The sequence below is a fragment of the Brevibacterium renqingii genome (assembly GCF_017808095.1).
Lineage (GTDB): Bacteria > Actinomycetota > Actinomycetes > Actinomycetales > Brevibacteriaceae > Brevibacterium > Brevibacterium renqingii.
Genome location: NZ_JADBHG010000006.1, coordinates 219,200 through 231,319, shown reverse-complemented (window position 1 = coordinate 231,319; position 12,120 = coordinate 219,200). Strand labels below are relative to the sequence as shown.

The following is a 12,120-nucleotide window of genomic DNA, read 5'->3' as shown; positions in this document are numbered from 1 at the left end:
CGGCTGCGCGGGCGTGCGAGTATGAGACAATTTCACTCGTGGCAAGAGGAGACGGGCAGCTGACGCACGAAATCGACCCCCAGGACCGCGGACCGCAGGACGAATGCGGTGTGTTCGGAGTCTGGGCACCCGGCGAAGAAACCGCCAAACTCACCTACTTCGGGCTCTATGCCCTGCAGCACCGGGGGCAGGAATCCGCCGGCATCGCTGCCAGCAACGGCAAGCAGATCCTCATCTACCGTGACATGGGCCTGGTCTCCCAGGTCTTCCACGAGCGCGACCTCGAGCTCCTGCAGGGGCACATCGCAGTCGGTCACACGCGGTATTCGACGACCGGATCGCCCTCCTTCGAGAACGCTCAGCCCACGCTGGGCCCGACCCCTTTCGGCACCGTGGCACTGGCCCACAACGGCAACCTCACGAACTTCGACGCTCTCGAAGCCATGGCAGATTCGCGTCGCGACCATGCGACGAAGGTCGTCGAGGAGGCGACGAAGAAGACCGCACGGACCCGGCCCTTCCGGGACTCCTCGAACGACACCTCCCTGGTCACCGAGCTCTTCGCGACCGAACAGGGAGAGAACCTCACCGAGGCGGCGCTGAGCCTGCTGCCGCACGTCGAGGGCGCGTTCTCGCTCGTGTACATGGACGAGCACACTCTTTACGCCGCACGCGACCGGCACGGGGTCCGGCCCCTGTCGCTGGGTCGTTTGGAGAACGGCTGGGTCGTGGCCTCGGAGACCGCGGCACTCGACATCGTCGGTGCGAAGTTCGTCCGCGACGTCGAACCCGGCGAGCTCATCGCCATCGACGAGGACGGCCTGCGCTCCCACCGCTTCGCCGAGGCCGAGCAGGCCCGCTGCGTCTTCGAATACGTCTACCTCGCCCGACCCGACAGCCTCCTCGCCGGCAAGAACGTCCACGCCGCCCGGACCCAGATGGGCCGGCAGCTGGCCGAGGAGTACCCGGTCGACGCCGACCTCGTCATCGCCACTCCCGAATCGGGAACCCCGGCTGCCGTCGGCTACGCCGAGGCCTCCGGCATCCCATTCGGTCAGGGGCTGATGAAGAACGCCTATGTCGGACGCACCTTCATCCAACCCTCACAGACCCTGCGTCAGCTGGGCATCCGTCTCAAACTCAACCCGCTGCGCGAGAACATCGAGGGCAAACGCCTCGTCGTCGTCGATGACTCGATCGTGCGCGGAAACACCCAGCGCGCACTGGTCCGGATGCTGCGGGAGGCCGGAGCGAAGGAGATCCACATCCGCATCTCCTCTCCGCCGGTGAAGTGGCCGTGCTTCTACGGCATCGATTTCGCCACTCGCGCCGAACTCATCGCCAACGGACTGACCACGAACGAGATCTGCGACAACCTCGGCGCTGACTCCCTGGGCTATATCTCTCTGGACGGCATGATCGCCGCCACCCAACAGGATCGCAGTCAGCTGTGCACCGCCTGCTTCTCGGGCGAGTACCCGATTCCCGTCAACAACACCCCTGCCGACAAAGGATGCTGAGTTGAGTTCCGACGCGAACCCGAAGTCCACCACCTATGCCGCTGCCGGCGTCGACGTCGAGGCCGGAGACCGTGCCGTCGAACTGATGAAGACCGCCGTCGCGGCCACACACAACTCCCACGTGGTGGGCGGGACCGGCGGATTCGCCGGACTCTTCGACGTCTCCGTGCTCAAGGACTATGACCGTCCGCTGCTCGCCTCCTCCACCGACGGAGTGGGTACGAAGGTCGCCATCGCCCAGGCTCTGGATAAACACGACACCATCGGATATGACCTCGTGGGCATGGTCGTCGATGACATCATCGTCTGCGGCGCCCGGCCGCTGTTCATGACCGACTACATCGCCTGCGGCAAGGTCGTGGCCGAACGCATCGCCGACATCGTGCGCGGCATCGCCGACGCCTGCGCCAATGCCGGTGTGGCCCTCGTCGGCGGCGAGACCGCCGAGCACCCGGGGCTGCTCGGCGTCGACGAATACGATGTCGCCGGCGCTGCCACCGGCGTCGTCGAGGCCGCCGATCTGCTCGGACCAGAGAAGGTGCGCGACGGCGACGTCCTCATCGGCCTGCCGTCCTCGGGCATCCACTCCAACGGCTACTCGCTGGTCCGCCACATCATCGCCGAGGCAGGCTGGGGCCTGGACAGGCAGGTCGAGGAATTCGGCCGCACCCTCGGTGAAGAGCTGCTCGTTCCCACCCACGTCTACACCGGTGAGCTCGCCGCTCTCTTCGATGCTCTGCCCGGAGCCGTGCACTCGGTCTCCCATGTCACCGGTGGGGGACTGTCGGCCAATGTGGCCCGCGTGCTCCCGCAGGGCCTCGTGGCGAGGATGTCCCGTTCGTCCTGGGAGGTGCCGGCGGTGTTCTCGGTGCTCGGCGATCTGGGCGGAGTGCCGCAGGCAGACCGCGAACGCACCTGGAACCTCGGTGTCGGCATGGTGCTCGTCGTCGACCCGTCCGCGGTCGACGGTGTCATCGCCGCCAGCCCCGGGGCCTGGGTGCTCGGCGAAGTCTCCGCCGACGACGGTGCGCTGGCCGCCGATCCCTGCTACGTGCAGGGCGCCAAGGGCGTCGACGGCGGCGCCGCGATCCTCCAGTAGCCGCCGGCAACCGCCGTGCTTCGCAGGGTCTTGCGGGTCCGAGCGGCGTCTGAGCGGCGTCTTCCGGGAGCATCCCGCACCGATGCTTGCACACCCTCGTGTTCCTGCACGAGGGGGTGCGAACAGCGGTGCGGGATGCCCAAGCAGACGACTGAGGGCGGGAACCGCAGTCCCCGCCCTCAGTGGTGTCGATTCGTCGGCGTCTCAGCACTGTGCGGCTGGTGCCGGATGCGCCCTGCGCTCAGTCGTCTTCGTACTCGTCGTCATCGTCGACGTTGTACTTATCGGCGTAGGCGGAGTAGTCGGGATCATCGTCATATGGATCGGACGAGTCCGACTTGCGAGAATCGGAACCCAGTTCCTGCTGGAGTCGATCAAGGTCGGTATCCGGGCTGTAGTACTTGAGCTTCCGAGCTACCTTGATCTGCTTTGCCTTTGCGCGGCCGCGACCCACTGGCGTGACCCCCTCCGTCGTCATGTGGGGCGGATGGCCCCGGACTAGATCTCTGCTATGCGCTTAAATCCTACCTGTTCGCACTGGGAAGTTCCATTTTGCGAGCCGACCTTGGATAGGCTGAACCCATGGCCTACCGACGCGATTATGTTGTCACCCTGCGGATCTTCGAACCACTCGTGGTGCATTCCGAATTGCAAGACAGACAGGTGGAAGACAACCGCGCGCGCATCGAGGAGCAGATCTCCGAGGACGCCGACAAGCGCTTGATCTCCCTGCCTCCGAACCCTGTGGCCGATTCGTTCCGCCGCACTCCGATCTTCCTTCCCGCGTCTCAGACATCGGACGGAGTCGATCGCTTCTGCCCCGCGCAGGAGGACATCCGCGGATGGGAGGCGCTCGAGTCGCTGACCGAGCACACCTCGAAGGCGACCCTGGACATCATCGCTCCGAAGTCCGCGCGCAGGCGGGCGGCCAGCCGCCGCGCCGAGTGGCTGCAGGACGCGAAGGACACACGGATCTTCACTCGCGTCTCGGCCTGGGACGTGCCGCCGTCGTGGTGGCTGTTCTTCTCCCTGAACGAGGACCAGATCATCACCGACGAGACCGAGACCGGGCTGCGAGTGCTCATCCGCACGGATATCCTGGCCGCCTCGGCGCGGATGGAATGGGCATCGGAGACGATCTCGGACACTTCGAAGGTCGTCGACATGGTCGAGCAGACCGCGACCCTGGCCGAGTGGATCGACAGCTTCGATATGAACTCGATCCTCGAGCTCGACCTCGGCGGGATGAGCGATGTGCTGTGGCCGAGCGAGGCCCCTGAGCTCGTCGACTCCTGGGTGACTGCGCTGAGCAATGACGACACCGAGTCCGCGGTGGCAGCGTTCCAGAAATATGCGGCGGGGTGGGAGCAGCTCAACCTCTACGCGCGCGGCTCCTGATGAGGCGGGGCGCTACGATGGTCTGCGTACGATCGGCCCCGAGAGAATGATCCCCATAGCGCATGGACGAGAAGAAGCATCGGCTGCTGGCGAGGCGAGAGCCCGCAGGCACCGACGATGCCGACGACACCGGCGCGTCCGCTCGGCGGAGCGTGACGGTCCCACGTCACCGACCGCTGACCAGGCTCTCGATCGGGTGGCGGATCGGCGTGACCGCGGTCGCCCTCATCATCCTCACCTGCGGGCAGTTCCTCAACACCAACGACTTCTTCCCGCTCGGTTCGCTCACCCAGTACGCCACGGCCAAGGACCTCGATGGAACCGTGAATTCCACGTGCATCTCAGCCCGGTTCCCGGGTGAGGACGAGCCGCGTCGGCTCGCTTTCAACACCGCGACCGTCGGCATCGAGCGAGGCGACATCGAATCCCAGATCGATCGGGTCGTCTCCCACCCCGAACTCCTCCAGACCCTCGCCGACTCCTACGTCCGCCTGCATCCCGACGAGCCGAAGCCCGAGGAGATGATCCTCTGCCGCACCACCACCCAGCTGGAGAACGGCCGCAGCGTCGGCGAACCCACCCTCACGGAGCTCGCGAACTGGGAGGTCCGGTGAACGATCGGAGCCTGCCCGCGCCGCAGCCCCGCAGCGAAGCGCAGAACCCGTCGGGGACCCCGACGCTGACCACCGCCGAGGCGGGGCGCCGGAACCGCTTCCTGCGCTGGTTCATGCCCGAGATCCCCCTGGCCCGCGTCGCCGTGTTCCGAGTCTTCATCTACGTCTTCATCATCATCGACGTGCTCACGATCTCCGGTGACGTCATCCCGCACGGATGGACTCCTGAGCTCTACCAGCCGCTGTGGCTGGCACGGTTCCTCCACATCCCGCCCGTGAGCGTCCTCGGCGCGCAGATCCTGCTGGCCGTGATCATCGTCTCCGCGCTCCTGGCCGCGATCGGAATCCTCCAGCGCCTCAGCGGCTGGATCGCCGCACTCAGCTTCGGTACCTGGATGCTCTACACCCAGGGGTACGGCTACGTCGCCCACGACCACATGGCGCTCGTCATCGCAGCCCTCGTCCTGCCGACGATCGGAACCGCACGGTTCCGCGATGTGCACTCTGCCTCGGCGCGGGCGGGATGGGCCTTCCGGATCGTGCAGATCTCGGTCGTGCTCACCTACTTCTACTCGGCGGTGATGAAGTGGATCGCCTCGGGCAACATCGCCGACTGGGGCAACGGCGCGGTCATCATCTGGGCGCTCATGCGGCGTGGAGCCGAATGGTCGAAGCCCTTCCTCGACATGCCCGGGTTCCTCATCGCAGGGCAGTGGGCGACGCTCGCATTCGAGTTCCTCTCGCCGATCGCCCTGTTCGTCAAGGGGAAGTGGCTCTACGGAGTCGTCGTCTTCTTCTGCCTCTTCCACCTCCTCACCTATCTGGCACTCGGCATCCACTTCCTGCCGACAGTCATCTGCTGGGCGGCGTTCCTGCCCCTGGAGAAGCTGGTTCCGAAGCGGTTCGCCGGGTCTTCAGCACACGTGTGACGGTCAGCCGAGGCTGCCATCACTCCCGCTCGACCGGCAACCACAGCTCAGTCGCGGCCGTACTGAAATCCTCAGCCCGATCGATGATCGACACGATCGATGGGCCGGGACGCAGTCTCCACGGGTTCGACGGGAACCAGTCGCTCGCGGTGGCCGCCCACGTCTCCTGCAGTTCCGCAGGATACGGCCCAGAGGTCGTGAAGATCGCCCAGGCGCCTGCGTCGACCGCGATGACGTCGAGGTCGTCCGGCACCGCAGCAGTGTTCGAGGCCGCGACCCCGTGCAGGTACGTGAGCTCGGTTCCTTCCCGATAGTCCGGATCGACATCGTCCGTGACCTGCAGAAGCCCCGCAGGTTCGACGGTCGAGAGTGATTTGAGACGGGTGTGCTCGCTCGGCGGCAGAGAGGTCACGAGCTCGCGGATATGTGGATTCTCCCCTTCGTAGATGAGAGGCACGCGCTTGGAATGGCCGATGAGCTTAAAGCCCGGTCGGTCGGTGATTCGAGTGTCCATGGATGAACTCCCTTCGATCGTCAGGCGGAGCCTGAGCTTCGGTTGGCTGCGAAGTGGGCCGCCGTTTCGCCGAACCTGGGACGGGCCTGCCCCATGGACCGATCGGAAGGCTCGGCCGAAAGCTTCGGCCGAGCCATAGCCGTGCCGAACGGCAGCGCTCAACAGGTCCTCACCGCCGATGACGTCGGCGGCGGCGAGGGTCATCCGACGTCGGCGGACGTACTCGGAGAGCGGCATGCCTGCAAGCGACGAGAACATCCGCCGGAGGTGGTACTCGGTGGTGCCGAGCCGTCGCGCCAGTTCACCGACATCGACGGCAGATCCCTCTGTCCAGCCGTCGTCGGAGTGTTCAGACAGCATCGATTCGATGATGTCGATGAGCGAGTTGAGTTCGGCGATCACGGTGTCTCCCTTCGCTCAACCATGTTTCCCCCCTTGAGACACCCACCGCCCGACAATCTGTGCCCGATTCGATCATGTTCCGTGACGCGGCGGACAGAGCGTCTAGTCTGAGACGCATGAGCATCCCAGACGATGATCGAACCCCACCGGATGATTGCCTGACTTCTGAGGATCTGCTGGCGTCCCCGCGGGGACGTTCGCTCGTGTTCAGGATGGCTCAGATCGGTCGTGATGACGAATTCAACGAGCAGGCTGAGCCGCTCACTGCTGACGCGCGGGCTTTGGACGAGTTCCGCCGTGCTGTCTTCATCGGCAGCTGCCTTGCCGATCAGGCCCAGGGCGCGATGACGGCCGCCGAGGTCGCCGAAAAGCTGCGAGCGGTCACACCCCGGGCCCCGGATCAGGCCGATCTCGAAGACGCAATGGCGGAGGTCATCAGCGGTGCCATGTACTGGCAGCCCCCGCACGGGGACGACCAGATCGCTGCCGACTCCGAAGTGCGTGAGGCTCTGCGTCCCTTCGCCGAGGCGCTCATCGCCACGGGTCTGCTCGATGCGTGGTCCGAGCCGCTCGAATTGGAGAACCAATGGGCTCTGGCCTGGGACGATGCGGACCATCGCGAGGGGCCGCCGGCGGTGTTCGACCGTTCGCTGGGCGCCGTCGACACGTCGAGCGGTAGCTCTGCGATCGCGCTGACCGATCTGTTGCCAGCTTCGACCGGGGACGGAGTCGAACCGTCCTGGGGCCTGGACGAATGGCTCGGACATGTCCTCACGACCGAAACCGAGTACCGTCACGATTTCGCGAAGAACCCCGGTTACGAGATCAGCGGCGAATGGTGGTCGACCCCTCCGCGCGGCCTGTGGGCGTCGACGGGAACCTGGCCGGACGGCACCGTGATCGGCGTCGAACTCGTCGAAGACGATTTCGGTCTCGAACGCGCCCGCGCGTGCCGTCTGCGGCTGCGCCCAGATGCTCGCATCGTCGAGATCCGCCGGCCACAGGATTGGGCAGACCTCTGTCTGACCTATCCGCTCGACGTCACCGCCCAGCGACGTCAGGTGTGGTTCGAAGCGACGGAACGCAGAGGACGCTGGGTCATCCCCGATTGGTCGCGCGTGGCCGAGGAATTCGACGGAGTCCATGTCGGCCTCGCCGGCTATCTGCGCACAGCAGGCGCCGTCATCGATGTCGGAGCGAGCAGCCTCGGCGGTGATTCCGAGACTGTGCCCACGAGAGGGAACACCGATGATCGGACCGCGAGCCTCATGGCCGGGTGGCATCCGGATACGACGTTCTGGCTGAACGTCGTCGTCGACACCGTTACAGAGGTGGCCGAATGGCACTACGACGACGCCGCCGACCGGTGGGTGCGGGACTGAGCCGGTCTGCGTGGTCAGTCGCCCGGCGCCAAGCTGGGTGCCTCGGCGATCCCGAACCGGGTCTTGAGCGCACGTCGGGCGGCGAACCAGCCGTTCATCCCGTGGACGCCGGGCGCCGGCGGGGTCGCCGCCGAGCACAGGAATGCGCCTGGCACCCCGAGGCTGTAGTTGTCCCAGCTCAGGCGCGGCCGGGCCATCATGCGGTAGAAGGAGACGACTCCGGTGGCGATGTCCCCGCCGATGTAGTTCTGGTTGTGCGCTGCCATCTCCGAGGCCGGGATGGCATGGGTCGCCACGACGGTGTCGCGGAAGCCGGGGGCGAAGCGTTCGATCTGCCGGGTGATGTACTCGGTCGGGTCGAGCGGACAGTCGAAGGGCACATGCGCGTATGTCCACAGCGGTCGGAGGCCGCCCACTTCGCGAGAAGGATCGAAGACGGTCGGGTCGGAGACGAGGCACACCGGCCGCTGCGGCATGCGCCCGGCCAACACCTCCGCCTCGGCGGCGGCCATCTGCGCCCGTGTGCCGCCCACGTGAACGGTTCCGGCTCGGCCCACCTCGGGGTCGGACCAGGGGACCGGGCCGTTGAGGACGAAGTCGACCTTGGCCGCGGCATTGCCGTGTGTGAAGCCGCGCAGCGCCTTGTCGACTCGGGCGGGCAGCAGGCCGGAGAAGATCTGTGCGGCGTTCAGCGCCGAAGTGTCGAGCAGATAGGCGCGAGCGGCGGGCAGGTCCGAGATATGATCGATGCGGCAATTCGCTGTGACGCTGCCGCCGTGGGCTTCGAGGTCGGCGACGAGTTCGTCGATGATCGCCTGCGACCCGCCGATGGGAGCCGGCCAGCCCCCGGCATGGGCGACCGTCGACAGCATCGTGGCCGTCGCGGCCGTGCCCATCGCGGGCAGCCCGCCGATCGCATGCGCGGCCACACCGCTGAACAGGGCCTGAGTCGATTCGTGGGACAGGGGAATGTTCCACGCGGGGCTGGCCTGAGAGAGCAGACGCAGCCCGAACTTCACGACGTTCGCGATTCCGGATGCGTCGCGCAGGGTGGCGGGCACCGAACGCTTATCGCCCAGCGACAGCCAGATCGCGTCATCGACCCGGTCGAGCAGCGGCGCGAAGAATCGCCGCCATTCGGGGCCGGCCGCGCCGAGGCGGTCGACCGTGGTCTCGAGATCATGGAAGGCAAGAGCGCCCGGTCGACCGTCGAGGGGCTGGGCGTAGGAGATCTCGGGGGTGGTCAGCTCCATGCCGCGTGCCGGCAGATCGAAGTCGACGAAGAAGGGACTCGCGATCGCCAATGGGTGCACGGCCGAGCAGATGTCATGGGTGATCCCGGGAGCGAGGCCGAGATCGAGGGTGCGAGCGCCGCCGCCGATGGTCGGCTGGGCCTCGAAGACCTGCACCGACAGACCGGCTCGGGCCAGCGTCACCGCCGCAGCCAGGCCGCTGGGTCCGGATCCGACGACGACTGCATCAACCTCAGCGCTCATGAGACCAGTCTACGGGCCCACCCCCTCGGTCCGCGCTCTTCAAACCCGCGTCGGGCCCGTCGCCGGGCCGCGACCCGGTAATGTATCCCTGTGCTCAGATGCGGTCGCCATCGGAGCCTCGATGACTGACGCCCTGCGGGGCAGAACGGAGAGAACATGAAGCGCGGTTCCGGTCTTGCGGCGATGGCTGCGGGTCTGCTCCTGCTCGCTGGCTGCGGGCCGGAAGAAGGGAAGGAATCGGCGGTGGAATTCGCAGAAGCCGCATGTTCGGGCTGGACGAAGGCGCATGACGCGCTCAAGGTCGCCAAGGAGGCTCCCGACGGGATCGACGGATCGAATACCGCGCACGACGAGGCCCTCGCCGTGTTCCAGGATTACGAGCAGGCTGTCAACGACGCGCGCGAGGCCACTTCCGCTGTCGAGCTCGACGTCGAGGACGGGGCGGAGATCACCGCCATGTTCGATGAGTACTACACCAGCTGGGCCGAAGGGATCGCACCCGCCCTCGAAGCCTTCGCCTCCTCCGCGAAGGAAGGGGACGAGGTGCAGGTCGACATCTCCGAGGCCAAGCTCGCCCTGACGAGTGCCGAGCCGAGCCCGCTGAAGGCCCCGTGGAACCACATCGAGAGCCAGCCGGTCATCAATGCGTTCGACGACACAGCTGCCTGTGGAGACATCGTCAACGTCTACTGAGCAGCCGGCGGCTGCGCTCGCCGTCCTCCGGCGGTTGGCCCACCCCTCGGTCCGCGCTCTTCAAACCCGCGTCGGTCCGGCGTAGACTCGAGTGCATGGCTATTGCAAAGCAGCCCGTTGTCGTGCTCGATGCTCCCGACGCCGCCGAACTCGCGGAGTTCTACGGACAGCTCCTCGACTGGAAGGTCACCGTCGACGAAGACGGCACGTGGGCCGAAGTCACTTCCGATTCCTGGCCCCCGATCTGCATCCAGCAGGTCGAGGACTACCACGCGCCCAGCTGGCCGGGGCAGGCCCACCCGCAACAGATGCACCTCGACGTCATCGTCGAAGACCTCGACGCCGCCGAGGCGGCCGTGCTCGAGATCGGTGCTGGCAAGGCCGCCGAGCAGCCCGGTGAGACGTTCCGGGTCTTCCTCGACCCGGCCGGGCACCCGTTCTGTCTGTGCCGATCCTGACACCGCATCCTCCCCTCAGGTCGGTCCGGCCCGGCTGTTGAGCTCTTCGGCGAGATCCTCCGCCTCCTCCTCCGACGCCGCGGACGGGGTCGATCCCCACAGCGGACGACGGTTGCTCTCCGGGACGAAGTGGATCGCGATGAGACCGATGACGCCGGCTGCCATGAGGTAGATCGCCGGCCACATGAGGAAGCCGGTCGCGTTGATCAGCGTCGTCATCACCACCGAGGTGGTGCCGCCGAACAGTGAGATCGAGACGTTGAAGGCGATCGCCAGGGCACCGGCGCGCACCATAGTGGGGAACAGCGACGGCAGAGTCGAGGGCATCGTCGCGCTGAAGCAGATGAGGCTGAGCCCCATGATCAGCAGCCCGAGGAACACGATGACATCGTTGTGACCGCGGATGAGCCACAGTGAGGGGAAGGCCAGGACGATGAGCGAGATCGATCCGGCGCGCACGACGGCCTTCCGCCCGACCTTGTCCGAGAGCTTGCCGATGAGCGGAATGAGCCCCAGACAGGAGGCCATGACGAGGATCTGCAGGACCTGGGAGGTCAGCTCGGAGACCCCGCCGCTGCCCTGGATGTCCTCGACCATCGGGAAGTAGAGCGGAATGAACGAGGTGAGCATGTAGTTCGTGACGTTCCACGCCAGCACGAGACCGCAGCAGGCGAGGAGATTCGGCCACAGCCGGAAGATGCTCTTGAACTCGCCCTTCGAGCGGCTGTCCGACTCGTCCTGTTCGGAGAGCTTCTCCATCTCCTTGTACGCAGGGGTGTCAGCGAGCTTCGTGCGCAGATAGACGCCGACGAATCCCAGCGGCAGAGCGATGAAGAAGGGGATCCTCCAGCCCCATGCCTCGAGGAACTCGGGCGTCGAGACGGTCTGGACGATCGTCGCGAACAGGGCACCGAGCACATAGCCGGTGAACGTGCCGACCTCGAGCAGGCTGCCGAGGAAGCCGCGTCGACGATCCGGGGCGTATTCGGCGATGAAGGTCATCGCATTGCTGTACTCGCCGCCGGTGGAGAAGCCCTGCAGGAGGCGGCAGCCCAGCAGCAGGAACGGAGCCCACAGGCCCACTGTCGCATAGTCGGGCAGGACGCCGATGAGGAAGGTGCCCGAGGCCATGAGGATCATCGTCATCGCGAGCACCTTGTTGCGCCCGATCTTGTCGGCCAGCGGGCCGAAGAACAGGCCTCCGAGCGGCCTCACCAAGAAGGCCACGGCGAAGAGGCCCGCGACGATGACGTGCCCGATCGGCCCCGAATCCTTGGGCAGGAAGATGCCCTCGATGACGACGGCGAGGTAGCCGTAGACGCCGAAGTCGTACCACTCGGTGATGTTGCCGATGGCCGCTGCCCCGATCGCTCGCTTCGTGACATCGGGCTTGGTCACAGTGATCTCGTCCGGGCGCCACCGCCGACGGACGTTGTCAGGTCCGAACACGTCTTCACCTTCCGTTCGCGGGTATGAGAGACATGTGTGGATGCGAGATCGCCGTGCCTGAGAATCACACACAGATGACCTGTGCATGCCCCTCTCCGTTATGCGAGACTTCGGTGCTCCTCGGCGGAAGGACCGTCGCAAAGCACCACCTCAGACTAGTGGCCTC

12 protein-coding genes are annotated in these 12,120 nt (G+C 66.1%); 8 read left to right on the top strand and 4 right to left on the bottom strand.

From position 1 onward, the window contains the following. Positions 1 to 38: 38 nt before the first annotated feature. Complete coding sequence (gene purF, locus IIE29_RS12905; protein ID WP_209325701.1) at positions 39 to 1,520, top strand: amidophosphoribosyltransferase; 1,482 nt, start codon at positions 39 to 41, stop codon at positions 1,518 to 1,520. Position 1,521: 1 nt separating this feature from the next. Further along, positions 1,522 to 2,619 carry a phosphoribosylformylglycinamidine cyclo-ligase gene (gene purM, locus IIE29_RS12900; protein ID WP_209325700.1) on the top strand — a complete coding sequence of 366 codons (1,098 nt, stop codon included), beginning with the start codon at positions 1,522 to 1,524 and terminating at the stop codon, positions 2,617 to 2,619. 241 nt (positions 2,620 to 2,860) lie between these two features. Here the strand turns inward: purM and IIE29_RS12895 are convergent, their stop codons facing one another. Then, the gene (locus tag IIE29_RS12895; RefSeq protein WP_209325699.1) at positions 2,861 to 3,073 is read right to left on the bottom strand and encodes a DUF3073 family protein; all 213 of its coding nucleotides are present in this window, start codon (positions 3,071 to 3,073) and stop codon (positions 2,861 to 2,863) included. 128 nt (positions 3,074 to 3,201) lie between these two features. Between IIE29_RS12895 and IIE29_RS12890 the strand changes: the two genes are divergently transcribed. The 3 genes from IIE29_RS12890 to IIE29_RS12880 all read left to right on the top strand — a co-directional run bounded on the left by IIE29_RS12890 (position 3,202) and on the right by IIE29_RS12880 (position 5,560). Further along, entirely contained in the window at positions 3,202 to 4,017 is an 816-nt protein-coding gene (locus tag IIE29_RS12890; RefSeq protein ID WP_209325698.1) for a DUF8083 family protein, read from the top strand. A 62-nt stretch (positions 4,018 to 4,079) separates the two neighbouring features. Beyond that, on the top strand, positions 4,080 to 4,631 hold the full coding sequence (locus IIE29_RS12885; RefSeq protein ID WP_209325697.1) for a hypothetical protein: 552 nt from the start codon (positions 4,080 to 4,082) through the stop codon (positions 4,629 to 4,631). Next, entirely contained in the window at positions 4,628 to 5,560 is a 933-nt protein-coding gene (locus IIE29_RS12880) for a hypothetical protein (RefSeq protein ID WP_343071900.1), read from the top strand. Before IIE29_RS12885 ends, IIE29_RS12880 begins: the two co-directional genes overlap by 4 nt. Before the next feature lie 19 nt (positions 5,561 to 5,579). On the opposite strand, the gene IIE29_RS12875 is transcribed toward IIE29_RS12880, so the two are convergent. After that, on the bottom strand, positions 5,580 to 6,476 hold the full coding sequence (locus IIE29_RS12875) for an AraC family transcriptional regulator (protein ID WP_209325696.1): 897 nt from the start codon (positions 6,474 to 6,476) through the stop codon (positions 5,580 to 5,582). A 116-nt stretch (positions 6,477 to 6,592) separates the two neighbouring features. On the opposite strand from IIE29_RS12875, the gene IIE29_RS12870 reads away from it, so the two are divergent. Next, positions 6,593 to 7,858: a hypothetical protein gene (locus tag IIE29_RS12870; protein ID WP_209325695.1), complete on the top strand. Its 1,266-nt coding sequence runs from the start codon at positions 6,593 to 6,595 to the stop codon at positions 7,856 to 7,858. Positions 7,859 to 7,872: 14 nt separating this feature from the next. Here IIE29_RS12870 and IIE29_RS12865 read toward each other — a convergent pair whose 3' ends face one another. Continuing rightward, a complete protein-coding gene (locus IIE29_RS12865; RefSeq protein WP_209325694.1) occupies positions 7,873 to 9,354 on the bottom strand; it encodes a phytoene desaturase family protein in 1,482 nt (493 codons plus the stop codon). A gap of 156 nt (positions 9,355 to 9,510) precedes the next feature. Between IIE29_RS12865 and IIE29_RS12860 the strand changes: the two genes are divergently transcribed. Together IIE29_RS12860 and IIE29_RS12855 are read left to right on the top strand one after the other, a co-directional pair. Next, positions 9,511 to 10,047, top strand: coding sequence for a hypothetical protein (locus tag IIE29_RS12860; protein WP_209325693.1), 537 nt, complete (start codon positions 9,511 to 9,513; stop codon positions 10,045 to 10,047). A 95-nt stretch (positions 10,048 to 10,142) separates the two neighbouring features. Continuing rightward, complete coding sequence (locus IIE29_RS12855; protein WP_209325692.1) at positions 10,143 to 10,505, top strand: VOC family protein; 363 nt, start codon at positions 10,143 to 10,145, stop codon at positions 10,503 to 10,505. A 15-nt stretch (positions 10,506 to 10,520) separates the two neighbouring features. On the opposite strand, the gene IIE29_RS12850 is transcribed toward IIE29_RS12855, so the two are convergent. Continuing rightward, complete coding sequence (locus tag IIE29_RS12850; protein ID WP_343071899.1) at positions 10,521 to 11,954, bottom strand: MFS transporter; 1,434 nt, start codon at positions 11,952 to 11,954, stop codon at positions 10,521 to 10,523. Between the last annotated feature and the right edge of the window lie 166 nt (positions 11,955 to 12,120).